The sequence below is a fragment of the Psychrobacter sp. AT9 genome (assembly GCF_047272965.1).
Classification (GTDB): domain Bacteria; phylum Pseudomonadota; class Gammaproteobacteria; order Pseudomonadales; family Moraxellaceae; genus Psychrobacter; species Psychrobacter glaciei.
On the sequence record NZ_JBKOTW010000001.1, the window covers coordinates 2,209,925 to 2,236,361 of the forward strand.

Annotated in this window: 20 protein-coding genes, 1 tRNA gene and 1 pseudogene; 12 read left to right on the top strand and 10 right to left on the bottom strand. The window is 43.4% G+C overall.

Annotation, left to right across the window (positions count from 1 at the left end; genetic code table 11):
• Positions 1–7 precede the first annotated feature (7 nt).
• On the bottom strand, positions 8–616 hold the full coding sequence (locus ACMFL8_RS09190) for a LysE family translocator (RefSeq protein WP_210539789.1): 609 nt from the start codon (positions 614–616) through the stop codon (positions 8–10).
• A gap of 144 nt (positions 617–760) precedes the next feature.
• On the opposite strand from ACMFL8_RS09190, the pseudogene ACMFL8_RS09195 reads away from it, so the two are divergent.
• A pseudogene (locus ACMFL8_RS09195) lies at positions 761–1,645 on the top strand (LysR family transcriptional regulator).
• Positions 1,646–1,920: 275 nt separating this feature from the next.
• On the opposite strand, the gene ACMFL8_RS09200 reads toward ACMFL8_RS09195, so the two are convergent.
• Complete coding sequence (locus ACMFL8_RS09200) at positions 1,921–4,107, bottom strand: ATP-dependent helicase (protein ID WP_413190763.1); 2,187 nt, start codon at positions 4,105–4,107, stop codon at positions 1,921–1,923.
• Positions 4,108–4,565: 458 nt separating this feature from the next.
• Here ACMFL8_RS09200 and ychF point away from each other — a divergent pair, with 458 nt between their 5' ends.
• The 3 genes from ychF to ACMFL8_RS09215 all read left to right on the top strand — a co-directional run bounded on the left by ychF (position 4,566) and on the right by ACMFL8_RS09215 (position 8,127).
• Positions 4,566–5,657 carry a redox-regulated ATPase YchF gene (gene ychF / locus ACMFL8_RS09205; RefSeq protein WP_189581133.1) on the top strand — a complete coding sequence of 364 codons (1,092 nt, stop codon included), beginning with the start codon at positions 4,566–4,568 and terminating at the stop codon, positions 5,655–5,657.
• 173 nt (positions 5,658–5,830) lie between these two features.
• Positions 5,831–7,252 carry a deoxyguanosinetriphosphate triphosphohydrolase gene (locus ACMFL8_RS09210; protein WP_413190764.1) on the top strand — a complete coding sequence of 474 codons (1,422 nt, stop codon included), beginning with the start codon at positions 5,831–5,833 and terminating at the stop codon, positions 7,250–7,252.
• A gap of 191 nt (positions 7,253–7,443) precedes the next feature.
• Positions 7,444–8,127 carry a TetR family transcriptional regulator gene (locus tag ACMFL8_RS09215; RefSeq protein ID WP_026037055.1) on the top strand — a complete coding sequence of 228 codons (684 nt, stop codon included), beginning with the start codon at positions 7,444–7,446 and terminating at the stop codon, positions 8,125–8,127.
• A 27-nt stretch (positions 8,128–8,154) separates the two neighbouring features.
• Here the strand turns inward: ACMFL8_RS09215 and gspK are convergent, their stop codons facing one another.
• The 6 genes from gspK to ACMFL8_RS09245 all read right to left on the bottom strand — a co-directional run bounded on the left by gspK (position 8,155) and on the right by ACMFL8_RS09245 (position 13,343).
• Positions 8,155–9,249 carry a type II secretion system minor pseudopilin GspK gene (gene gspK / locus ACMFL8_RS09220; protein WP_413190765.1) on the bottom strand — a complete coding sequence of 365 codons (1,095 nt, stop codon included), beginning with the start codon at positions 9,247–9,249 and terminating at the stop codon, positions 8,155–8,157.
• A gap of 42 nt (positions 9,250–9,291) precedes the next feature.
• The gene (gspJ, locus tag ACMFL8_RS09225; RefSeq protein WP_413190766.1) at positions 9,292–10,128 is read right to left on the bottom strand and encodes a type II secretion system minor pseudopilin GspJ; all 837 of its coding nucleotides are present in this window, start codon (positions 10,126–10,128) and stop codon (positions 9,292–9,294) included.
• Positions 10,125–10,628, bottom strand: a complete 504-nt coding sequence (gene gspI, locus ACMFL8_RS09230) for a type II secretion system minor pseudopilin GspI (protein ID WP_413190767.1) — start codon at positions 10,626–10,628, stop codon at positions 10,125–10,127. Before gspI ends, gspJ begins: the two co-directional genes overlap by 4 nt.
• A 3-nt stretch (positions 10,629–10,631) precedes the next feature.
• Positions 10,632–11,444, bottom strand: a complete 813-nt coding sequence (locus ACMFL8_RS09235; RefSeq protein ID WP_413190768.1) for a prepilin-type N-terminal cleavage/methylation domain-containing protein — start codon at positions 11,442–11,444, stop codon at positions 10,632–10,634.
• A gap of 193 nt (positions 11,445–11,637) precedes the next feature.
• Positions 11,638–12,321: a TetR/AcrR family transcriptional regulator gene (locus ACMFL8_RS09240; protein WP_194618893.1), complete on the bottom strand. Its 684-nt coding sequence runs from the start codon at positions 12,319–12,321 to the stop codon at positions 11,638–11,640.
• Positions 12,322–12,554: 233 nt separating this feature from the next.
• A complete protein-coding gene (locus ACMFL8_RS09245) occupies positions 12,555–13,343 on the bottom strand; it encodes a TatD family hydrolase (RefSeq protein ID WP_413190769.1) in 789 nt (262 codons plus the stop codon).
• A gap of 310 nt (positions 13,344–13,653) precedes the next feature.
• On the opposite strand from ACMFL8_RS09245, the gene ACMFL8_RS09250 reads away from it, so the two are divergent.
• Positions 13,654–14,319 carry an acyltransferase gene (locus tag ACMFL8_RS09250; RefSeq protein WP_413190770.1) on the top strand — a complete coding sequence of 222 codons (666 nt, stop codon included), beginning with the start codon at positions 13,654–13,656 and terminating at the stop codon, positions 14,317–14,319.
• Between the two features lie 53 nt (positions 14,320–14,372).
• Here ACMFL8_RS09250 and ACMFL8_RS09255 read toward each other — a convergent pair whose 3' ends face one another.
• Together ACMFL8_RS09255 and tsaA are read right to left on the bottom strand one after the other, a co-directional pair.
• A complete protein-coding gene (locus ACMFL8_RS09255) occupies positions 14,373–16,160 on the bottom strand; it encodes a GspE/PulE family protein (RefSeq protein WP_413190771.1) in 1,788 nt (595 codons plus the stop codon).
• A gap of 103 nt (positions 16,161–16,263) precedes the next feature.
• Positions 16,264–17,115, bottom strand: coding sequence for a tRNA (N6-threonylcarbamoyladenosine(37)-N6)-methyltransferase TrmO (gene tsaA / locus ACMFL8_RS09260; protein ID WP_413190772.1), 852 nt, complete (start codon positions 17,113–17,115; stop codon positions 16,264–16,266).
• Between the two features lie 618 nt (positions 17,116–17,733).
• Here tsaA and ACMFL8_RS09265 point away from each other — a divergent pair.
• From ACMFL8_RS09265 to ACMFL8_RS09295, 7 genes are all read left to right on the top strand, one after another.
• A complete protein-coding gene (locus ACMFL8_RS09265; protein WP_010199805.1) occupies positions 17,734–18,507 on the top strand; it encodes a ferredoxin--NADP reductase in 774 nt (257 codons plus the stop codon).
• A 140-nt stretch (positions 18,508–18,647) separates the two neighbouring features.
• Positions 18,648–18,733, top strand: a tRNA-Leu gene (locus ACMFL8_RS09270).
• A gap of 258 nt (positions 18,734–18,991) precedes the next feature.
• Positions 18,992–20,077: a DNA polymerase IV gene (gene dinB, locus ACMFL8_RS09275; protein WP_194618899.1), complete on the top strand. Its 1,086-nt coding sequence runs from the start codon at positions 18,992–18,994 to the stop codon at positions 20,075–20,077.
• A 179-nt stretch (positions 20,078–20,256) separates the two neighbouring features.
• Positions 20,257–21,462 carry a tRNA preQ1(34) S-adenosylmethionine ribosyltransferase-isomerase QueA gene (gene queA / locus ACMFL8_RS09280; protein ID WP_413190773.1) on the top strand — a complete coding sequence of 402 codons (1,206 nt, stop codon included), beginning with the start codon at positions 20,257–20,259 and terminating at the stop codon, positions 21,460–21,462.
• A 147-nt stretch (positions 21,463–21,609) separates the two neighbouring features.
• Positions 21,610–23,385, top strand: a complete 1,776-nt coding sequence (locus ACMFL8_RS09285; protein ID WP_413190774.1) for a FimV family protein — start codon at positions 21,610–21,612, stop codon at positions 23,383–23,385.
• 57 nt (positions 23,386–23,442) lie between these two features.
• A complete protein-coding gene (locus tag ACMFL8_RS09290; protein ID WP_413190775.1) occupies positions 23,443–25,143 on the top strand; it encodes a FimV/HubP family polar landmark protein in 1,701 nt (566 codons plus the stop codon).
• Positions 25,144–25,319: 176 nt separating this feature from the next.
• Positions 25,320–26,405 (top strand): asparaginase, encoded by a 1,086-nt coding sequence (locus ACMFL8_RS09295; RefSeq protein ID WP_413190776.1) that lies wholly within the window; start codon positions 25,320–25,322, stop codon positions 26,403–26,405.
• The last annotated feature ends 32 nt before the right edge of the window (positions 26,406–26,437 follow it).

Sequence of the window (26,437 nt, forward strand, 5' to 3'; positions counted from 1 at the left end):
ACTATCCTTAGTTTAAGTTTGTAAAGAGCAAAAACACACCTAACAACCCTAATATGAAACCAATGACTCGATTAATCGCTACTTGTTTATTTAACATTTTTTCTCTTAGAGTACGCTGAGAGAATAATAAAGCCACTAAAGCAAACCATATGAAATGAGCTACCGACATAAACAGCCCGTAACCGATCAAAATAGACTTTGGGGTGATAGCGCTAACAATTTGTGTATAAGTGCTAATAACAAACAAGGTAGTCTTAGGATTCAAGGCGTTCGTAAAGAAACCATATCGTAACGCTTGTGCAGAACTGATGCAGGTAGAAGAACCTACATCCTTTACAGGCTTTTGTATAAATGTTTTATACCCAATATAAATGAGATAAAACGCACCAAGATATTTTATGATAGTCAAAAAATTGGGCGCAAACTCCATTACAATGGCAACGGCTAACAAGGTATAAGCGACATGGACTAATACTCCTAACGCTATACCAATAGAAGTTAATACACCAATAGAGCGCCCATATAAGTAGCTATTTTTGGTCACAATAGCGAAATCAGCGCCTGGACTGATGACAGCAAGAATGGTAATCATAATAACGGCTAAAAATTCTGTCATTTGTCTATCTCTATGCTTCTATTAGCTATATTTACTGTGTTTTTCACACTTACCTCATGTAGTTATTCAATTTAGTTGTATCTTCCTATATTTATTAGTAAACTAAAATTGATTTATTTACATGAGTATTTATGAGTTTTTGGCATGATAGAAAAGATATCGTTAAATTCGCTAAAGTTTTTTTATTACGTTGCACAGCATGGTAGCGTGACGTTAGCATCTCAAAAATTGTTTGTGACACAGAGCGCAGTGAGCAAACAGATTAAAAATCTGGAAGATGCTTTAGGTCTTATTTTATTTGATAGAGTGAACAAGAAGCTCGTACTTACATCCAATGGCAGCTTACTTTTCACCTGTTGCCAGCAAGTTTTTGCAAAATTAGACGATTGCCTTGTCGATTTGAAGAATCAACAATATAAAAAGAAACAATTGGTACTATCCTGCGAACCTACAATTTCTATGAAATGGTTGATACCGCGTTTGGCTGAATTTAACTCACTAAACTATGGCTTTGAAATTGTATTACTGACGGGCGGTGGAATCGTAGACTTTCAAGGGAAATCTATCGATATTGCCTTGCGCAGAAACGATTTTGAATGAGACAAGAATATATTTCATGAGAAAATTATTGAAGAATACATAGTGGCTGTTCGCAACACTAGAACCGAACAGACAAATACGCTTTTACTTACTTCTTCTCGACCAAATTTATGGCAACACATAAACAAGTCTAAGTTGGTGAGTAGTGACATTTTATCTTACGAACACATGGTGTTAGAGCATTTCTATTTGTGTATTGAGGGATGTTTAGCTGGTTTAGGAACAGCTATTGTTTCAATATTTATGGTGGAAAAAGAAATCTCACATGAATTTTTAGAATTGGTACATCCTCCCGTAGCGGACAGTTCTTCTTATCATTTATTGTCCTATTACCCTTTTTACGAAGATGAAAGAAAGGTGATATTCAAAAACTGGCTGAAAACAGAGATGCTGATTAGCAAGGTACAGTTTATGGAAAATTTGAAGTAGATCTGGAGCTTACTTAAATTCTATGTATTTGCTTATACTTCAACGATAGGCTCATGCAGTCATTTATTAAAACCACCTTTTAGGCTGAGACAAAAGCTCATCTATACGCTAAATATCAAAAGAGCATGACTAAAAGTCGCCGAAAATGTAATGCCAAACGTTAGAGCATATTTAGAGAAATATCGCTCTGCCATTATGCGTATCGGTAAGGGAACAGGCAATGTATCAATGTGCTAATTGATGGCACGCCCTGTAGCGGTAATACACTTCAAACATCACCACCACACCGGATCATCACTCGCCAGCGTCTCTAACAGTTTTTTAGAGCTTTTAACCTCAACTTCATCTGCTGACAGCTCCGCGATAAATCTTGATGGCTTATCGAAATAACCTGAATAACTGGCGAAGTAATCAGGTGCGGTTAGATATAGTCTGGTCTTCGCACGACTACAGGCGACATAAAATAATTTTCGCTCCTCTTCCAACTCTTCAAAGTCATCTAGCGAGCGATGATGCGGCGTAATACCATCGACCAATGAATTGACAAACACCACTGGCCACTCCAACCCTTTAGCACTGTGGATAGTCGAGATAGTGACTTTATCTTTACTTTCTTTTTCAGATTGACTGGTTGTCGCTACCGAATCATTGGGCGGATCGAGTGCCAAATTTTCTAAGAAATCATCAAGGCTGCTGTGCTCTGTTGCCAAATTTTTGAGCACCCGAAAATCCTCACTACGCTCACGCCAATTCTCTTCAATTGTTTTTAGGATAGGAATATAAAAACCTAAAATCAGCTCAATGATAGTCTCAAGAGACTCCGCTTTTTGGGATTTAGTTAGTGCGGCATATAAAGGTTCAAGCTGAGGGCTTTTTTTAGCAAATTTAGGTAGTAGCAGTGGCTCAAAAGAATTGTTATCCGCATTAATCGCTTGAGTCAAACGCGTCGCGGTGACTGCCCCAACTCCTTGGAACAAGGTCAAAATTCGATGCCAAGCAATGGTATCATTAGGATTATAAAGAATTTTTATAAAAGCTAAGACATCTTTGACATGACGGCGCTCAACGAACTTAATACCCCCTACCACGATAAATGGAATATGACGCTCCATAAATTCTAACTGTACATAATTAGACTGAAAAGACGTGCGGCACAGTACTGCAAAATCGTTGTAATCGTAGTCTGTCTTGTGCTCGATAATCTTATCGGCTATATATTTGGCCTCTTTCGTTTCATCACTTAAACGGCTAAAGGTTGGTTTGTTGCCCGTTATGCTCGCGTTTGAATACAGCTGCTTTTGATACCCTAATGTGATTTGCGCGGACAAAGCATTGATATAATTTAAAACAGCAGGCGTACTACGATAGTTTTGCTCAAGCTTAATGAGACTCGCCTCAGGATAAGTCTCACCGAAGAGCAAGATATTCTCGTAATTAGCGCCGCGAAACGCATAAATACTTTGATTATCATCACCGACCACCATCAGCGAGACCGAGACTGGTGCACAGATAAGATCAATCAGCTGCTTTTGCGGAATATTCGTATCTTGATACTCATCGACCATAATGTAGCGATAGTTTTCTTGTAGCAGCTGACGGAATTTGTCGTTAGACTTTAGATGACGTACTACTTGGCTGATAATATCGTCAAAATCATACAAATGATTGGCGCGTTTATACTCATGAAAGTCGACAGCCAATTGCTCAATGATAGGAATATGAATAGCAATATCAGGATAATTATCTTCGATCAAATTACGAATAGGAATGCGCCGATTTCTAGAGGTTGAGAAAATATTCTGTAAGGTTTTCTTGCGTGGAAATGCTTGTTTCTTAGTTTGCGCTGGGTACTTCTTTTCTTTATAAATCAAGTCAATCGCGTCCTCAGCATCCCCCGTATCTAGAATCGTGAAGCGAGGATTGATACCCAGTAGCCCTGAATATTGACGCAGCAGCCTACTGCAAAACGAGTGAAAGGTGCCACTGGTGATATCGTTTAGCGCTTTACTGGTCGGAAAAACATCCTCGGATAACTGCTCGTCAGATAAGGTGTTAGTGAGCAAGGTTTTCGCGCGACTCTTAATCTCATTGGCGGCTTTTCGAGTAAAGGTCAGTAGCAATATTTGCTTAGGAGGCACACCATTCTCTAATAGATAACTGGTGCGATACGTTAAGGTTTTGGTCTTACCAGAGCCAGCACCAGCGATGACCAATACCTTGCCATCGATAGTAGTGGCTGCTAACAATTGGTCAGGATTGAGCTCACTGGCGTAATCTACTTTTAAGCCTAAATCACTATTTAATCTTTTCTTCAGCAGCGCAACATTTGCAGCATCATCAGCGTCGATTAGATTGGCTTCTAACTTTTTAATCGCTTTTTCAAGACGCGCAAGCTTGGGCTTAATCTCCATAAAGTTCTGCGGATAGTGGTAGCGGTGCGTGTCAAAAATAGTGGGTGTCATTATAGGAATTTGCCTTTCATTTTATTTTAGCCGCCTTTATCTGTATAAAGCACCTAATACGTAGCAGTTCAGAGATTTAGCTAATAGATTTAGCTAATAGATTTTGATGTTAATGATTTTTGCTGTTAATGATTAAGATTGTTAGTAAAGTTTAGCGAGTTATAGGTACTCACCTTTAATGCGCTTGTCGGCCAAATTATTATTTTATAGTACAGCTTACCATAATTGATAAAACAGCAAAATTGCTGGCGATGACTAGGACAGACTCGGACAAAATCTTAGTATACCGCACAACAACCTCACCCCTATTCCGGTAAATTTGCTACAATATGCCCAATTTTGATTTACCATTTAGCTAAGTTTTATAATGACTAATTACTAAGTTCTATGGGGACTAAGTAGCAAGTCTTATATTAACTAAGTACCAACTGATTTTATTCATATATTGAGAGCATGTTATGGGTTTTAATTGCGGCATCGTCGGCCTACCAAACGTGGGTAAATCCACCTTGTTTAACGCCTTGACCAAAGCGGGTATCGCCGCTGAAAACTTTCCGTTTTGTACCAAAGATCCCAACACGGGTATTGTACCAGTACCAGACCTACGCCTAAAGAAACTGGCTGATATCGTCAATCCTGAACGTGTACTACCGACGACGATGGAGTTTGTGGATATCGCAGGTCTAGTCGCAGGCGCGTCAAAAGGCGAAGGCATGGGTAACCAGTTCCTAGCCAATATTCGTGAGACCGATGCGATTGCTCACGTAGTACGCTGTTTTGATGATGACAACGTCGTTCACGTTGATGGTCGCGTTAGCCCTATTGATGACATCGAAACCATCAATACTGAATTGGCATTGGCGGATTTAGAAGCCGTTGAGCGCGCTGTGTTTAACTTAACCAAAAAAGCCAAAGGCGGCGATAAAGACGCTAGCGCCATGCTTGATGTATTCAAAAAAATCGAACCATTGTTAGCAGACGGTCAAGCGGCTCGCGCGGCAAACCTTGATAGCGATGAGAAAAAACTCATCAGAAGCTATGGTTTGATTACCCTAAAGCCAACCATGTATATCGCTAACGTCTCTGAAGATGGCTTTGAAAACAACCCTTATCTAGATGCAGTACGCAACTATGCCACTGGTGAAGATTCTATCGTCATCGCCCTATGCAACCAAATCGAATCTGAAATTGCACAGCTTGATGAAGACGACAAAAAAGACTTCCTAGCTGAGATGAATATGGAAGAAGCCGGTCTTGATCAAGTCATTCGCGGTGGTTATGACTTACTGGATATGCAGACTTACTTCACTGCTGGTGTCAAAGAAGTACGTGCTTGGACTGTCGCTATTGGCGCAACCGCACCGCAAGCTGCTGGTGTGATTCATACTGATTTTGAGCGCGGTTTCATTCGTGCCGAAGTCATTGCTTATGATGATTTCATCGAGCACAACGGTGAAAAAGGCGCAGCAGCGGCTGGTAAATCGCGTCTGGAAGGCAAAACATACATCGTGCAAGATGGCGATGTGATGCATTTCCGCTTTAACGTTTAACGCTCAAAGTTTAATAAAGCGAATTGCGTGTTTACACAGTCTTAGTAGAGAACAACCAAAAGTCAGCCTTTGTGCTGGCTTTTTTCATTATAATAACGTCTGTTATCTTCAAAAACAGCAAATCCGCTGAAAACAATTATTAAAATAATGATAAAAATAACGGATTATAAACTATGACGGCTCATATTTATCAATCGCTTAACAGCAGTGCACATTGGGCACAACTATTTAGTGCGCAGCGCTTGGGCAGCCACAAAAAAGCTCCAGCGCAAGACAGCGCGCGCTCATCCTTTCATAAAGACTATGACCGACTGGTGTTTTCGCACTCTTTTCGGCAGCTCAATCAAAAAACCCAAGTCCATCCATTGACCAATCAGCTAGGTATTCATACGCGTCTAACTCATTCGCTTGAGGTCTCATGTATTGGACGCTCATTAGGAATAATGGCGGCAGAAAAACTGCATGATAAATTAGCCAGTGGTCTACCAGCAGGCGTCTCGCCAGCCGATGTCGGGGTCATTGTTCAAGCAGCCTGCCTCGCTCATGATATTGGTAATCCGCCTTTTGGTCATGCAGGAGAATACGCCATTCGCGATTGGTTTATGCATCCTGATCGTCAGGCTATTTTGCAAAATCTGAGTAATAATGAGCAATTAGACTTACTGGCATACGAAGGCAATGCGCAAGGGTTTCGGCTACTCGCCCGTAATGAGCATCATCCTGATAAGGGCGGTATGCGCCTCACTTGCGCGACGTTGGGTGCCTTTATGAAATACCCTTGGCTAGCGACGCATAGCAATCATGTTTCTGAAAGCACTTCCCCAAGTAATTCGCTCACCAATGTACAAAAATTTGGCTGCTTTTATAGTGAAGCCTCTCAGTTAGAAGAATTGGCAGCGTGTCTGAGCCTACCACGCTCGCAGCAACATGATGGTTTTGCGCGCCATCCCCTCGCCTATCTATTGGAGGCTGCAGATGATATCTGCTATGCGCTGATAGATTTAGAAGATGGTATTAACCTGAATATGCTAACCTATAGCGAGGTCGCCACGATATTTTATGAGTTGATTGGTGAGCGTCCTAGTAGCGTGAGCTTGCCAGCGCATATGTCTGTCAGGCAAAGTCTAGCATCACTTCGAGCGCGCGCGATGATGCGCTTGGTCAACACTGTCACCGACGCTTTTGTCGCTAATAGCGAGGCCTTGCTGGCTGGTACACTGCAAGGCAGTCTATTTGCACATTGTGATGCAAATGTGCAAAATGGTATTAATAAAGCCAAACAATTGGCGCGTGAGCAAATATTCAATCACCCAAGCAAAGTGCGGATGGAATTGATGGCGAACCAATGCTTGCATCGCCTCTTAGATGCCTTTATACCATTGGCTTGGACAAACGCAAAAACTGCCCCGATGTCATTTGAGCAGCAGCGACTGCAAAAACTCCTCCAACCGCACCTCGATGAGCATCGACGGGTACTATCCGATAATATCTATCACAATATTTTAAATATATTGGACTTTATTACTGGGATGAATGATCATGAGGCATATAGATTGGCGCAGGAGCTACAAGGTCATTGGAGTACGATGGTCTAAAACGCGTCCTCATTTTAGAAACGGTCAGAGCGTTCATCTCACCCAATGTACTCAGTGTAATATTTGCGCTTAATTGCCCGATACTCACTATAAATGGCTTTGACCATAAATTAACACAAGTTGCGTATTTCAGTCGTATTTCTGCGCTGAAGTGAGTATGATAAACCTCTATCGGATAATTTTGAAATATTATGAGCAGTCGCGAACAAAAGAAACTTCAAACCAGGCACGCCTTTTTTAATGCCGTGCTCGATCTCTGTATGACAGGGCAGTCTTTTAGCTCCATCAGTCTCAGGCAGGTGACACGTGAGGTTGGTGTCGTGCCAACGGCATTTTATCGACATTTCGATGATATGGAATCGCTTGGGCGGGCGCTGGTGGTTGAAGAATTGGGCGGGACACTCGCTATATTAAGCGACAGTTTACAAATTGGCCGTAGGCGCAGCTTTGATCGCCAAATCGCCAAGAGTATTCAGCTGTTTTTATATATGGTCAGCGAGCAGCCTTGTTATTGGCAGTTTTTGGTCAGCGAACGCTATGGTGGTTCAGAGGCCGTGCGCAAGGCCATTAATGAATTGATCAAAAAGCATGGGCAAAGCTTAGCAGAAGATTTGGCTTTACAGCCCGCCTTTACTCATATTGATGCCTATGATTTACGCTTACTGGCTGAAGCAGGGGTTAATATGTTTTTTTCTTGGATTATCGACTGGTTAGAGCTGACGTATACTGAAGATCATGATGACGAAGCTGATTTGTCTGAAATTGAAAAAAAGAAACAGCTGATGCTGCATAACTGTACTCGTCAAGCACAAATGTTGTTTTATGGCGCATATAACTGGAAGTCTACTGAAGAGACTCGCCTGAGCGACGACTAAGCAATCTCCAAAACCTTTGAGTGCGGATTAAAAACTCGGCCGAAATGCCCACAGACGCTGCGTAATAACTTTGATTGACTTCGCTGTTTTGCTCTTATCGTTATTACCCGCACTGTTGGCATCGTTGCCATTTTTATCATTGCTATTAGCATCGCTATTAGCAGCACTACTATTGTCGGTCTCACCATCATCAGTGGCAGCTTTGCTAATCAAGACAGTAGCAAAACGTTGCCGTGTTTGACCAGTATTCGCACTATCTGTCGCCGTGATAAGCGCCATAAACGCTTGACTGTCAACGGCTAACAATGGCGTTAATGCTGCTCGCTGCTCTGCATTAATGCCTCCCAATTGTGGCAATTGCCATAATTCATCAATAGATGGCAAGACCTGCTTGCGCCTCATCTCGGTCAACCCACGCATCTGCTCGCTAGTCACACCGTCCACCAAAGACGCCAGCAATTCAGGGCTGGCGGTATTGACATTGATAGGCACATAATAAGGGACGGCAGTAATGTAAGGGCGTAGCGCCGACAATACTTCAGCGCCTATTCCTCGAACGTCTTGTAGCTGATCGATGCTAAGAAATGGCTGGTTCGGTAATGTCCTATCTACTGCCCCGCTGCGCTGCTGCGAATATACCACGCTCTCATCACCGCCATCTTGATAGACTTCACCATCTGCATCTTGATAATCCAGTACCGCAATAGCGATATCGGGCTCTAGGTTTAATTGTGTTAAGAGTCTTTGAAAGACAGCCAAGGCTGCCGTATTAACCGCACCATTCTGATATAAGTTATTGATATTAAAACGACTGGCCTCGTCGCGCAGTTCGATGCTAATGCTATGATTATCTAAGGCATAAGGCGGTATTGGCTGCGCCCAAATATCTTGCTCGCTATCCGTATCATTGAGCTTATCATCCGCACGAATCAAGGTGACTGCCAACTGCTGACCGGCGTTAATGTCTTGTAATAACTGATTCTGATCAAATAATAAGCCACTACGCCTGATAGCAATTTTTTGACTGGCAAGCATCGCCCCTGCGACCACCGTAATACTAACCACCAGTAGCAATATAGTCAGCAGCGCTACCCCGCGCTGAGAATGCGCTGTCATTGACATAAGCGACCTCTCTGATTGGTACAAGGGCACATTTTCAATACCTTATAAATTAGCATTGCCCACACCAGCGTTAGCAGTATTGCTACCATTAGTATTATCGTCATTACTGCCATTATCGTTGCTGTTATCACTTTTACTACTAGGTGTATTTTGCATACTACTACGAGGGAATGGCTGCGGCGCAAGTGCCCATTGCCAAGTGATAGGCATATCTTGATAAGTGAAGCTGACGGCAATACCTTTTGGTAATAACTTAGCCTCAGCTTGGCTACTCGCTGTATTAGTCGCTTGCCCAGAGGCGCTATTCGTATTGTTGTTATTACTGCTATTATTTTCGTCAGGGAACTTCGTCGCTATCTCTGGTAAATAGGCCTGCCAGCGTGCTGCGGTCACCCCTTCCAACAGTACGCTATCCAAACTAACGCTATCAGGCCCCGTTGCGAGGCTGGTATATTGACGGCGAATCAAGCGCTCATCGGCAAAAATATATTCGACGTGCTGCATACTCGTACTAGTTTGGTAGCGTGGGTCAGGATCTGCAAAGCGTACGAAGCTGACACGCTCGCCATCTAGGCTCATAAAAGGCTCAGGCTCTATCGCATTGTCTTGGCTGCTTTCGTTGCCACTATTTGCGACACTGATATCTTGAGCACGGGCATCTTGCGTCGTGGGTAACTGATAAGGGATAATTTGCCCCATATCTTGTTGTAGCTGCAAATAGGCATATTGCAAGACAGCCAGATTATCAGCATGAAATTGTGCGCGTTCACGGGCGCGGTTCACACTATCAAACACTTGCCAACCAGCCACTGCCAGCATCGCAAATATTGCCATAGCGACCATCAGCTCAAGTAAGGTAAAGCCGCGCTGCTGTCTCACGGATTACCTCCACTTGAATTTGGGTTCGCTAAATCCAAACTACCCACATCCTGTTCGGTATTACTTAACAGCACCTTAATATCCGTCACTGTGTTGCCTGTCTGTCCATCGATAATAGGCGCGACAGCGATAGTAACTTGTTTCAATGCTGGGGTAATGGTATCGCCGACTGTCATCACTACTTGCCAATCCCGACCTTGCGCATTAAGCGTTTGGCTGCTATTAGCGGTCAGCCATGTCTCTTGAATCTGTAGATCAGCCGACGCATTTTGAGCAACGAAATGAGCCAGCGTACGGGTACGCAACACATCAACCGAGCTGAGATACGCACTGCTGGCACGGCTAGCAGCGACAGCGACGACAGCTAAAATCGCTAATGCGACCATCACTTCAATCAAGGTAAAACCGCTTTCGCGTGTCGACTTCAAAAAGGTATCTTCGCTAGGCCTATCGCTAGGCCTAGTAGCCGAATTGATAGGCAATTTTGATAACTTAACCATCAGCTACAGTCCTTGTCCTAACGACATACTACCGTCCGGCATGATGGTAATTACCTCACCCACCAAACGCGAATTATGACGTACTTCGATCGTTACAGGCGTTGCTTGCCCGGTGCCAAACCAGAGTATTTGAGGTACCGTCTGATCGGTAAACCAAGGCTGTAGCGTCTGATTCTGTCCTGCATTTATAGCGTTGCCAGCATCTAAGCTTTGCACACTCAAACTAACCCCATCAGGCATTTCAGGTAACGTGACTTCTGGTTCAATCTCCCAACTTGGCGTTGGTATTTCGCCTTTCGTACCCGACAAATCTGTAGACAATTCCATAGCATTTTTGGGACGGCTGTCCTTACCGTCTGAGGTGATATCAGCGGTTTGATAGGCAATATAAGGATTCGATAAGGTGACAATGACCGGATTTACTTGACTCTGTTTATTTGCTTGTAAGCTTAAGCCCATCGGCTGCATACGCTCAGCTGATAATAATCGAACATAACTCAATGAATCGGTAAGGTGTTCATAAAAGGCACGGTTTTTTCGGGACTCACTACTACCAACTGACAAGCTCATCATGCCAGCAAAGATGGACAGAATCACCACCACTACCACGATTTCAACGAGGGTAAAACCAGCTTGAGCATGGGTGATTTTTGATATTTTAGAGGATAAAACGGGAGGAGTTTTTACTATAGCGACATTGCAGCCGGTACGAGCGACCGAACTATTAGCCTTTTCAGTATGTAGTAAGTGTTGACTTGCTAAGCCTAAATGGCAAGCGACCACTGAACTGGACTGAGTCTTAGCAGTGACCGGCATATTGCACCTATTGGCCTATGATTAGGGTCTGTTATATAAAGTGGTAAACATAGCAGAGTGATAGATATAGTAGGCTTACACAGAGCGTAATTTCTTGAGAGTTCTCATCACTCAAACCTTGGCAACTTTGGCGTGTTGCAATAAGAATATTACAACACGGATGCTTTTAAATTTATCTAAACACCTACAGGCCCTAGTAATTGGTATTGCGATGTTCTTCTGACTCAGTATCAATTTGCTCTACCAGCTCTTGCATATCTTCATCCATGACTTCTTCGTCGTCGGCAGGATAATGACTAGGCAACTCAAGCATTTGCTGGACAAAAGCATAACGCAGGGTATCACGGCGACCCAAATAACGCTGATAAAAGCTTGAGTTTAATAGTCCCGCACCGCCTTGACCCATCGCCCAAATAGAGGACAAATAGTCACGCGTACTCAAGTTACTGTGCTCATCCCTTAAATAAGCACTGATGATATCAATCAGACGCTTCATACGCTGACGGCGAATATCATACAGCTCACCAAATAAGCGATTGAGACCCGTCACCGATGCTGCTAAACGCTCTTCGATTTGATTGAGTAGCATGGCTTTTTGTGGATTAAACAGTTGCTGAAAAATCATACGAGCAACGCCTGCCGACGGACAATCATCAATTCGATTAATCTCAAACAGTTGCTCTTCATAGCGAATAATAATACGCAAATAGAGCTCATCTTTACTGGAGAAATGCTTATATAGCGTCCCTTTAGCTAAGTCCAGCTGATCCGCCAAACTGTCTAAAGTGATATCACCATCGCCTGACTCAAGTAGCAATTGCTCTGCCATCGCTAAGATATTTTCTTCTCGTGCCTTGAACTGATGCTGACGACTCATAATCTCTCCTAAAACCTGACAAGATTAAACATATGACCCTCGAATGGATTAGTGCGTCGGTGACAAGTGTATGAGGTCATACAAAGTCTACTCGAAAACCACCAAAGGAGATATGCTTATGTTTGCTAAATAGTCATTAATAATCATATGCTTACGCTCGGGATAATAAGTACAAATAGCGTAAAGTAATAAGACTATCTAATAAATGACTGAGTGGTCATAGCATAACGATTTTAATGGTACTGTGCCAGTAAATTTTCAAAGTTTTTTGCGGTCAATGCCCCAACCTCATCACTACTACAACCATACATATCTGCCAAACAACTTGCCACGTAGGGCACATAGGCTGGCTCGTTGGGTTTACCACGCTTAGGTACAGGTGCTAGATAAGGACTGTCGGTTTCGATAAGCAGTCGGTCTCTAGGCATGTTTTTTGCGGCATCTTTGATGGTTTGTGCGCTTTTGAAACTGACAATACCTGAGAATGAGATATAAAACCCTAAATCTAGTGCCCGCTTGGCTGTCTCCCAATCTTCGGTAAAGCAATGAATGATGCCGTGCTCAGCGCCTTCCGCCTTTAAGATATCAATCGTATCTTCTTTGGCATCGCGCATATGTATGACGAGTGGTTTTTTTAAACTTTGACTGGCATGAATATGACGGGCAAGGCTGGCTTGCTGCTCTTTTTTGTTTTCCGTTGACCAATAATAATCCAGCCCCGTTTCCCCAATCGCCCATACATGGTCGGCATCAGCCGTTTCGATCAAACGCTCGACCGTCGCTGATTGCAAAATACTGATATCTTCACAAGGATGGATACCGACGCTCATACCAAGATTTAGCATCTCATCGCCATAGGTGCTGACGATATGGGCAATCTCATCATATTCAGCAAAATCACACATAATCGCCATTGCCCGAGTGACATTGGCGGCTTTCATTGCGTCAATCGCACCAGACAATTGACCATCATACTTGGTTAAATCTAGACGATTAAGATGGCAATGGCTATCAGTAAACATAAACACTCTCGTTAATAAAAATGAATAAATAAAAATATTAGGGATAAGTCTTCAAAGTGACAGTCGTATTGGTAACAATCATATTAGTAACAGTCGTATCTATTGTCCCAAAGGCAGCTGTTTTCAAGTAAAGTTTAGCGGTACACTATCAAAGGTATGGTTAATCGTGTCTGAAACGGTATCAAAACTGACTATAGTTTTGACATGAGCCTTGACATGAGCCTTGATATAAAGACAATTAACCAACCATAAAAGCCATGCGCTAGCGAAAACATTACGCCTTCTACTCACTTCTCATAAGCCTTTTATTATGAACCACAAAAAAACCATCGGCCTTTCTCCGATCATAAAAGCATTGTTACCCAAACGGTTATACAAAAAGCGGTTTTTATTACAAGATAAAGGGCACGATAATCATATTAGTATTGCTAAAGACGCACGCATCATTGGTAATTCGACCATTACCATTCGCAAAGGCCATGACAATCAAATCACTATCGGTCAGGGTGGCAAATTTAATCAGTTAAAAATTGACATCAATGGCAACCATAATCAAGTCACGATTGGAGAGCACGTTAAGTTTTCGGGGCAATTATTGATTGTCGGTAATCATCTGCATATTTATATCGGTCATCATACTACCGCTATTGATTGCTATATTTTGGCTCGCGATAAAAGTGTGACCATTGGTCAATCATGCATGATATCACGTGGTATCGAAATTCGAGCGACTGACGTTCACAAGGTCTATGATATAGACACTAACGCGCGAGTGAATAAGGCACATACAGACGTCATTTTAGGAGACCATATTTGGATTGCCGCCAATGTGACCATCTCTAAAAACGTCTCTATCGCCAGCGGTTGTATCATTGCAGCTGGGGCATTTGTCAATAAACCAGTCGAGACGCCCAATTGCATGATTGCTGGTACACCAGCCAAAATTATTCGCCAAAATGTACGCTGGGAGCGTTAAATAATCAAGTCATAAAGCGACGTTTTACCACAGCGAGCATTGGCTATTTAAGGTCAATGCAATGGCACCACTCGCATCACCTCTTCTAAGGTCGTCACGCCTTCACTGATGCGCTTTGCGCCCGATAAGCGCAACGGCTGCACACCTTCGCGATACGCTTGCTGCTTTAGCACGTCCAAATTGGCATCAGCGGCGACCAGTTTTTTGAGCTCATTCGATAGCGGCATAATTTCATACAGACCGATTCGACCTTGATAGCCTGTATGACGGCAATGCTCGCAGCCCTGCGCTATATAAATTTGTGCTGGCACGGGCGCGCGCCAAGGCTGAACCAATTCCTGCCATTGAATTGCAATTTCACTATCTGCAGTCACATCCAGCGCTTTTTTGCAGTGCGGACATAATGTCCGTAGTAGACGCTGTGCCATGACGCCTAATATGGTCGCTGAGGTTAAAAACGGCTGAATGCCCAAATCATGCAAGCGAGTGAGTGAACTTGGCGCATCATTGGTATGCAACGTCGAGAGCACCAAGTGCCCAGTCAGTGATGCTTGCACCGCCATATTGGCAGTCTCAGCATCGCGAATCTCACCAACCATAATGATGTCTGGATCTTGCCGCATCAACGAGCGAATACCATCAGCGAAGTGCAAATCAACCCCTGGATTCACCTGCATTTGGTTAAAGGCTGGCTCAATCATCTCGATCGGGTCTTCAATCGTACAGACGTTGACCTGCTCAGTGGCGAGCTGCTTAAGCGTACTGTACAACGTCGTGGTCTTACCTGAGCCAGTCGGACCAGTGACCAAGATAATGCCGTTTGGATGCGCAGTCAGCTCATGCCAAGTATCAAGCTGCTTACCTGACAAACCAAGCTGAGCAAACGAGCGCACCAGCACTTCGGGGTCAAATACCCGCATGACCAGCTTTTCGCCAAAGGCAGTCGGCATCGTCGATAGACGCAGCTCAGTTTCTAGACCCTTTGGCGTACGGGTTTTCAGCCGTCCATCTTGTGGTTTGCGCTTTTCTGCCACATTGAGTCGTCCTAAGATTTTAATCCGCGCCGTCACCGCGACGATAATCGCCAGCGGCATCTCGTAGACGGTATGCAACACGCCATCAATACGAAAACGCACTTTTCCGGTCTCACGGCGAGGCTCTAAGTGGATATCACTGGCGCGCTGCTCAAAGGCATATTGCAACAACCAATCGACGACTTTGACAATATGTTGGTCATTGGCATCAGGGTTGGTATTGTCACCCAATTGCAATAATGCCTCGACATTGGTGACATCCGCCGCCGCCCGCTTGTGGATGCTATTTGCTCCTGCAATCGCTTGCGTGACTTGATAGAACTCTTGCCGATAGCGGTTGATCTGTTCAGGATTGATAAATACCGTACGAAAGTTTTTAGACTTAATAAGCTTTTCAATATTGCCATGCCAATCACTATAAAAAGGCTGGTCGGTGCCGATGATCACTTCATCAATCGTCACCTCAATCGGCAAAATATGCTGCGAGCGGGCATATTCAAAAGACATCAACTGCGTGACGGCTGGCACATCAACTTTTAAAGGATCAATACGTACGAGCGGCATATCTGCTTTGACAGCCAACCATTCATTGAGCCATGGCAGTGTCAATTTCTGTTGTTGCTCATTATCCAAAGCATGTCCATTGGGTAAGCCAAATTCACTAATCGTTAGGAGCGGATGCTGCGCCTTATCACGGCGACTGGTAATCACCAAATTGTAGCCACGCTGATCAATCACCTTATCCGCCAATAATTCATCTAGGCACCAACGCAAATCAATCACGATCGAATACTTTTGAGCAGACATATTTTTCTTCTTTTATTAGATTTTTTTTGCAAACCAACCGTTTTATAATGTCGATAAATTGGTATAGATAAAAACGACATACAGAACGCGCTACTCTCTCACGCTACAAAACCACTGCTACAACGTCCGTGATCTGCAACTGTCCCGATTCTATTAACTGAAAACTGATATCGACACACTTATAGCGCATAACAAACTGTTTATTTACTTCCTCACGGCGATAGGCAGGACGTGGATCTTGTGCAATCAATGCTTTGATAGCATCGAGGTCAGATCGTATGAGTTGCGTTCTTACCTTGTCAATGACTACCGCTACCGTATATGGTTCGCTAGGTTCTTTATAAGGCTGTTGATTGACCACCATTTGTGTAAATTGATGGTAAGCAAACTCCGTTATAGTCACATCTAATGACATGGGCGCAGAAGGCGCAAAGCCACTTTTTGCATGCACTAATGCATCACTATAAGCCACATAAGGTTTGATATCGATAATGGGCGTGCCATCTATCATATCAGCACCGCTGATAATAAGTAACACTCGACCTTGTACTATTTCAATACGCTCAAACTTGACCACAGACAATCCCAAAGCGGATGGTCGGTACATACTGCGACTGGCAAATACCCCTATTTTCTGATTGCCCCCAAGCCTTGGTGGTCGAACTTGCGGGCGAAAGCGGCTGTCTGCTTTATTTACCTGTTTATCTTTACTCTCGTGATTGGTTTTATCCACATAATTATGATGAAACTGCCAACTGATCCAAATATGACTAAATGCTTCCAAACCAATAAATGCCGCTGGCGTGTCATAAGGCGCTAGCATCTCAATCACACTGGTCAAGGCCACCAAATTCGGTTGCCTTGGCGCGCCAAACTTCTGTGAAAGCGACGCACGATGATAGCCAATAATAGGTGCTCGATGATGGTCATCCAAAGATGCATTATGGTCAGACATATATCCACTCCAATGATGGCAAACGGCCTTTATCAAGACAATTGGCCCAATCATACAAAATTACTCACTAACGATATTCCATTTTATCATGCTACATAGCGGCCGCTAGACAGATTTTTATTTTAAAGTTTGGTATTATGATCGAGAAATTTATTGAGAATAGCTTGCATTCATACGATAGCGGTATTGCTCATGGGGATAAAAACCCTCGCTATTACTGTACAATTACTAGGGCGTGTCCTCATTTTAAAAATGAGGATAAAAGTGAGGTAAATAGCAGTCAAACAAGGAAAATAGCGCAGATAATATCGAGATATTACCTAGCTAATTGACGATGTCTGGCAAGATTTAACCACTTTTAGCCCATTTAGATCGCTATCGGTTGAATTGAGGACACGCCCTAGTATGAAAGTGGAAAAACGCTCTATAAATTGATTCATAAATTCATCACCTTATTGGTTTATAGATAACAGATATTTCAAAGTATGAGCCGTTATTAGCAATTTTGATGATTACCCATTTATATATTGTTAGCCCCCAAAACATATCATTGAAAATTTCAATTTAATACTCATTTACACTTAACGATAAAAATAGTGATTTATTAACGAGGACTTTATGTCAAAACTTCGCACCGAAACGGTCACAGAGGTTCATCATTGGAATGATGCCTTATTTAGCATCAAAACCACACGTGACGATGGTTTGCGCTTTCGCAATGGCGAGTTTGCGATGATTGGTATCGTTGTCGATGGCAGACCACTCTTGCGCGCTTATTCGATTGCTAGCCCTAACTACGAAGATCATTTAGAGTTCTTCTCTATCAAGGTTCCAGATGGTCCTTTGACGTCACGCCTACAGCATATCAAGGTCGGCGATGAGCTGTTGGTCAGCAAAAAGCCCACGGGCACGCTCGTCTTAGATGATCTACTACCAGCCAAACACCTTTATATGCTGTCAACCGGTACTGGGCTTGCGCCATTTTTGGCCTTGGCACGTGATCCTGAAGTCTATGAACGCTTTGATAAAGTCATCATGGTGCATGGTGTACGCCATGTCGATGACTTGGCTTATCGTGATATGTTCGAAAATGAGCTGCCCAACGATGAAATCTTCGGTGAATGGTTCCGCGAGAAGTTTATTTATTACCCAACGGTTACTCGCGAAGAATTTAGAAACCAAGGCCGCGTTACCGATTTGATGAGATCAGGCAAACTCTTTGAAGACATTGGTTTACCGCCAATTAACAAAGACGATGACCGTGTCATGATATGTGGCAGCATGCCGTTTAATGCGGAAGTCTCTGAGATTTTAGATGGTTTCGGTCTCACTGTGTCACCACGCATGGGCGTTCAAGCCGACTATGCAGTCGAAAGAGCGTTTGTCGGTTAAGATTAATTTGATTAAAAGCACGATTATTATAAATAATTCTTGACGCTCAAAAATAGGCTGCTATAATACGCAGCCTATACAGAGTTAACCCTGTAGCCCAATTCAATAAAGTTCGCATTATAAACTTTGTTATCTAACATGCCAGTGTGATGGAATTGGTAGACATGACGGATTCAAAATCCGTTGCCTATAAAGCGTGTCGGTTCGAGTCCGACCACTGGTACCATTTTTAAAATAAAAAAGCCTCCCTAATCGGAGGTTTTTTTATGCCTAACAATAACTCATGCAGCAGCTCTTTACTGATATATAGTCGATACAGACAGCTGCATTAATAAAAGCACATTAACGCTTAAAAACTTCAAATAAAAGTTGCTGATTGCCGTTATTCCTTTTGCATGAATAGGTTCAAAAACGTCGCTGTAACTCATTCATATACCTAACAATCAATAGTAAAAGAACCATAATATCAGGTAAAATAGTGGTCATGACCGCTTCTATCAACCCTAGCCCGCGTAAAATTATTCACATCGACATGGATGCCTTTTATGCCAGTGTTGAACAGCGTGATTTTCCTGAGTTACGCGGCAAGCCCTTGGTAGTAGGCGGCGACCCAAATGGTCGCGGTGTGGTGGCAGCGGCGAGCTATGAAGTGCGTAAATTTGGTGTGCGCTCTGCAATGTCCTGTTATGAGGCACGCAAACGCTGTCCAGAAGTGGTGTTTGTGCGGCCACGCTTTGATGTCTACCGTGCTGTCAGCAGTGATATCCGCAGTATCATGCACCGTTTGACACCGCATGTTGAACCCTTATCTCTAGATGAAGCTTATCTCGATGTCACTGGCTTGCAATTCCAGCAAGGTTCTGCGACTTTGATGGCTAATTGGCTACGGGCGCAAATCTTAGAACAGACCGGATTAACTGCCTCTGCTGGGGTGTCGTTTAATAAGATGCTGGCAAAAATTGCTTCTGATATCAACAAACCGAATGGCACAGCGATTATTACCCCAGCCGATGCTGATGCGTTTATCAGTACGCTACCTATTGAGCGTTTTCACGGTATTGGTAAGGCAACTGCTACGCGCCTCCATGCGATGGGCGTGAGCAATGGCGCTGATCTTCGACGCATGCCAGCCGCCGTATTGGTGCAGGAGTTTGGTAAACGCGGCCAGTTTTATCACGATATTGCTCATGGTCGTGATGAGCGCCCTGTCAAATCTGAGCGAACGCATAAATCTGTGGGTTCTGAGACCACATTCCGAGACAATTTAAGTGATAATGACGCACTAAGAGCCCAAATCTACGAGCAAAATGACGATGCGTTTGGACAAATGCAAAAAAAACAGCTGATTGCTTATACCATTACCCTAAAAATAAAATATGCCGATTTTACTCAAATTACACGTTCACATACCTTATCGACGGCATTCTCCAATGCTAACTCTGCTCATTATTGGCTTGATAAGCTATTTTTAGACATTCCACGTGACCTTCCTATTAGGTTGGTTGGGGTCACTTATTCTTCATTAACTCCTGCCACGCAATTACTGCCACAGTTAAACCTTTTTGAATAACCTAATGAATTTCTAGTGTTAAAGCATTAAGCTACTATCTTACTGTTTATGGTAATTGCTTAGGCTATTTGAATAATCAAAATAGCTTTTATACCAGTTTATCCTTTCGCAAACTATCCCTTCATATGCTCATTTCTGCTACAATTACGCCAAAATTCCTATCTATTTAAAGACTGATTATGACTGACTCTCGCCCTGTAGCTGCCGATAGTAATACCGCCATTCATACTGATACAAACGCTGATATATTAGACTATTTAAGCGTAGACGATTACGATTATGAGCTACCAGATACTCTGATTGCTCGTTACCCGTTGTCAGAACGCTCTGCCTCAAAATTATTATATCTGCCTGCCGACCATCATGGTGATAGGGTCAGTCAAGCCGAAGATCGTTTATTTGCTGAATTACCTGATCTATTAAATGCAGGCGATTTGATCGTATTTAACGATACCAAAGTCATGAAAGCGCGCTTGTTTGGTCAAAAAGATACCGGTGGCAAGGTTGAAGTATTGATTGAACGTTTGGTTAATATCTCGGATTTGGACATAGCGACTCTGCACTTAATGACGACAGATGAGCAGCCAGTTACGAGAGCACATGTCGCGCTTTGTCATGTGAAAGCCAGTAAAGCCCCCAAGCTTGGTCAGAGACTGGCGCTTGCGGATGGTCATATGGGCTGCGTGATGATTGGTCGCCAAGACAATTTATTTATCCTAGCCTTTGACGCGCCTATTTTGCCTCATTTAGAGCTTTATGGTGAATTGCCCATTCCGCCCTACTTTGAGCGTCATGCCGATGCCACGGACAATACCCGTTACCAAACGGTCTTTCATGATCCAGCCAAACTTGCCAGCGTTGCCGCACCCACAGCCAGCCTGCATTTTGATGAGAGTGTATTAAGCAAACTTGCAGCAAAAGGGATCAATACAGCATTTGTCACGCTACACGTTGGCGCTGGTACTTTTGCCCCTGTAAAGACAGATAACTTGCTCAACCACACCATGCACAGCGAATACGCGCATCTACCGCAACCGACCGCCGACCTTATCAATCAAACCCATGCGAATGGCAAGCAAGTCATTGCCATTGGCACAACGGTGACGCGCGTACTAGAAACAGCGTATCAAAAAACAGCGGCTGACGGCAAAGCACTTGCTAGCTGGTCAGGCGACACCGATATCTTTATCTATCCTGGATTTAAATTTGGAGTCATAGATCGTTTATTGACTAACTTTCACTTACCCAAGTCTACCCTATTGATGCTCGTATCAGCATTTGCGGGCAAGGCCGCTATCGAACAAGCGTATCAACATGCTATCCAAGCTGAATATCGCTTTTTTAGTTATGGCGATGCGATGCTCCTTGACAAAAAAATCAGGTAATACCTTTAAAGTTGCAACATTATTAGGCATTATTAGTCAACGTTACTTTTTAGTAGCTACTAAAAAGTAACGTCTATGAAATAAACTGGTAAACTAAAGCGTATTTTGTTATAACAGCACAAGTAACTCACACTCTAAGGGCTGCACATGTCTCGTCATTTATCTCATCGCTTGACTACTGTAAATTGTGCGGTGTCGATGGCGTTACTTTATTCAATAGGCTCTATTGCTATATCGTCTAGCGCGCAGGCAGCAACGATCGGTAAGACTGTCGTAACCTCTGCGCAGCACGAGCCCTTAGCCGCCAGTATAATAGTGACTGACATTAAAGCCGCTGACTTTTCAGCCAGCTTAGCGAACCCTATTATTTATCAACAAATGGGGCTTACGCCAATGGATTCAATGACGGTGAGTTTTAGACCCACGTCAGCCAGCAGCGGGCAAGTTTTGATCAACACCACGCAGCCCGTTTCTAAGCCTTTTGCCGATGTGGTCTTAGCCATTAATGACGGAGGTCAACGCAATGTCATTCCTAAGACATTGCTCATGCCTCTTGATGACAGCATACCTATTAAGCCATTTAACAAACCTTCTAAAAATATCGTGACTGGTGCAAAGAAACCCAATCTGCCTATCATTTCAGCTACCAACGCCAAACCGTTGACGGTTAGAAAAGGTGCGCCGCCGCCATTGATATCAACACCTAGAGCGGCGACAGCGACTGTCACCTCAAACTTGCCAGTAATAGCCACCTCTGCACCGCAGAGCAATCGTCCTATTTATGCCCCAAGTCGCTTGGATAATGGGCGTTTGAATGCTAGCAACAACGTCATGACAACGGCTGCTAGCGCTGTAGATATCAGTCCTGTTGACAAGGCAACTAGCAACCCTGTCGAAAACAAAGTAATGATCAATAAAAGCATGGCTGACAGTACAACAGCAAATAATAATAAGACAATTGCTGGAATCACTGACAAACAGTTTGATATTTTAAATATACAAATCACAAGACAGATACAGCCTAGCAATAAGACCAGTACTGGCATCATAGTCAACGCTCCTGCATCGCCAATGCCGAATAACAATGCTGCCAGCAATACATCAATGGCAAAGTCAGATTCTAATAGCCCAATTACTACTGCTGCACCAGGCAGCATCCCCTCTAGCGCTGTTGCCGCAATGTCGCCTACAGTGAACAGCAATACTGCCGCTACAATTAACACAGCAACCAATCGCGCTATTAGCACGTCCGTTGACTATCAAGTACAGCGCAACGATAGCTTATGGGTTATTGCCCAGCAAATTGCCCAAAAAAATAACCTAGACGTTCAAACGGTCATGAAACAAATTCAGGCACAAAACCCGAATGCTTTTATCAATAAAGATGCAGATCAACTAAAAGCGGATGCTAAGCTGAGCTTACCCAATTATGAAGTCGTACCATCACAGCAAAACTTGGAAGCGGCTATTAATGCTCAAAGACAGTATAGACTGAGCGCAAACACCCCTACCGTCAAGAAAACAGCGCCCCCAAAACCAGCGGCTAAAACCACAACTGAGGCAGCATCTGAGACGACTCAAGCAACTCAAAACCCTGAAAGCCCTGAAAGCCCTGAAAAGCCAGCCGCCACTAAAACCCAGACATTACCAAAAGCGCGTTTTTCTGTGCTCGCACCTAGTTCTAATACTGATAAAAATGGCAACGCCGACGGCAATAATGCTAAAGCAGCAACGGCCACGGGCAATGGTCTCAGTACAGAGACCTTAGCAACGCTCAAAGCCTCTAGACAAGGAGCTGCGTCACAAGCACAGCGCCTGTCAAAAACCAACAACATGCTTGACGGTTATACTAGTAAATTGCAATTACAAAACCAAAAACTGGCGGAGCTTCAAGCTCGTCTCAAAAAATTACGCAATCAATAATTGCCTGACTGATCAGCGCAGTGTGCTGCAACAGTGATCGTAGGCGTGGGAGTAACTATGGACAATATGCTATATATCATCGCCGGACTGGTACTTATTTTAATCATAGCCGTCTTGGTAATGCGCAAGAACAAGGCGCAGAAGCCATCAGCACCTACGGCTGGGCAGGCCGACAAGAATTTGGCAGCCAGCAACCCAGCGCCTACATCTGGGGCCAAGCAGCGCAGTCCTACGCAGCAAAGTGCTGATAACGAAGGCAAATTTGATAATCTATCGGTTGCGCAGCGCTTTATAAATCAACAGCGCTATGACAAAGCCATTGAAACACTCAGCCGTGGTCTCATAGAAAAACCCAATGACAGTCAGTTATTGCTGAAGCTCTTAGGTATATACGCAACTATCAATCAAACAGATGACTTTCATCGCGTCTATGATGACATTAAAAGTCACAGTGACCCAAAAAGCATCGCACAAGCCGATGAACTGAAATCATTACTCACTGAAGAGCAAAACCAAGCAGCACAGTATGCGGTAGCGGCAAAAGATACTCAAAATACTGACTTTGAAAGTTTGAGTTTTGACTTACCTGCCAGCCAAGTCGTCAATACACCGACTGTTCAAGATATGGTTACTGCTGAAGATAGCGTCACACCTCTAATCGATAAGCCTACCGAAAAATCAGGACTGTCTGATGACTTTAATGATGTCAATCCTACCATTGAAAATGTCGATGACACGTTTGACCTGACACTTAATGACCTAGAAAATGATGGCGACGAGCCAACCGCTACTAGCGTTATGCCTGTCAGTCAGGTCGACATCGTCGAAGAGGAAAATCTGACTCTAGATGCTAGCGATACTACGCCTATCATTCAAGACAACGATATCAGCGACTTTGATTTTGGCCTTGATTTGCCTGAGCAGACGGATAATATTACTGAACCTTCTGTCAGCTCCACTACTGACAGTGCGCCTCAAGACATCATGTTAGAAGATGAAGACTTTGTCTTAGATTTTTCAGACTTAGAGGCTGGTGTGGATATAAATGCTGCCAAGGCGACTGGCGAAACTACAACAGATGTGACTCAGAATAGTGACGACGACTTTGTATTGTCTTTAGACGATATTGATGAATCAGTTGCTATAGACAATGTCTTAGAAAGTGAACAGCCTGCTCTTGCAGAAGATAATGATCTAGGTGATTTTATCCTTGAAGAGAACAACTTTAAAGACAATATTTTCGAAAGTAATGATCTTGAAAACGACAGCTTTGAAAACAATAATTTCGAAAGCAATGACTTTGAAGACAGTAGCTTTGAAGACAGTAGCCTTAAAGATCAGCCACTTGATAATAATGCTTTAGAAAATACTCATATTGAAGCATCAAGCATGGCACCAACTGCGCCATTGACGTTTGATGAAGACACATTAGCAAACGATGATTTTGATTTTGACTCGCTAGCAGATGCACCAACGGCGACGACTCCAGTCGATGCTGAGTATGATGTAAGTACAGTGGACAGTGAGATTGTTACTTACAATGAAGTCGAAACAAAAGAAGATTTCTCTTTACGTTTTGCCGCAGACTTTGATTTTGTTAAAACCTTGGATAGCAATCAAGTCACTTTAGACTTGGCTGGTCAATATTTGCAATTGGGTGAATATGACAGTGCCAAACGTTTGCTAAACGAAGTCATGACTCAAGGTAATAGCGAGCAACAGCAACAAGCTCAAATGCTACTTGACCGCACTGCATAGTCAATAACCTCTTCTAATATCAGCAAGTATCCTCTAATCATTTAGAATAAATACTTGCTGATTTTTTTTGCATTTAGCCTTTATACTATCTATCATCATATTACCTATCATTACCAAGCTCTCTCGTCTCTTTTTTTGCCTTCCTTGACTGTGCCAATATTATGCCATCACCTGCTATGACAAAAAACTTATCCGACCCCATTCAACTCATTTATGCTGGTGGCACTTTTGGTAGCTACGGACGACCCTTAGCACCTTTATCAGCAGAAATATTTCTACCCACATTGCAACAACTGCTAGTTGAGCAAGATAGTTCGGGCAATCTACCTCAGATTTCATGGCTCGACAATACCCTAATTAAAGACAGCAGCCAGCTCACACCCAGTGACTTTATACATTTTTACACGCTCCTGATGAACGCCTATGCACAAGGTGACAGACGCTTTGTATTAATCACTGGTACTGACACTTTAAGTTATTTAGGGGCATTTTTAGCGGAAGCTTTTGCGGGCAGTGATATTTGTGTCGTTGTGACTGGAAGTATGCGCCCATTGTTAGACAGTGAGGTTTTGCATAACTATAGCGTCGATGCGAACAGTGACGCGTGGGACAATCTGACGGATGCCTTAAAACTGGCAGCAGCTGGTGAATCTGGTGTTAAGATCTGCTTTAGTGGTGAGTCATGGCCAGCACAAACGGTGCAAAAGATACACAGTCACGATCTGATGGCATTTACCGGACATTCTCGAGCGGCTTATCCGGCCAATAGCTATATCAGAACGTTACCAGATACACGACGGCAGCATTGGCTGGATGACCAGTACGATATAATTGATGCTATTCAAAGTCGCGCTGAGCAAGTCCGCATCCATGCTTTATACTGTTTGCCTAATGACACTGAGGTGATGAGCAATCAGCTAAAAACATTATTGTCGCAGCCACCCTCTGGCATTATGCTATTGGGGTTTGGTGCAGGCAATGTTCCTTATTCAAACGCATTAGCAGCAGCTCTACAGCTTGCTTATGAGCATGGACATATGGTGATATGTGCCAGCCAATCGCCTTTTGGCGGAGTGAGTGACAGTTATGCTGCGGGTAGTTGGCAGTATGACTATCATGTGATAGCCGGTGGGCGCTTAACGATTCCCGCTATTTACGCTCGCCTATTATGGCTATTACTGCGTTATGACAGTCCTACCAGACGTCGACAGCGCTGGTTAAATAATGTCACTCAAGCTGGTACGACCATCAAAAAACGCTAACTGACCACTACCTCCTACTCAACTGTATACAT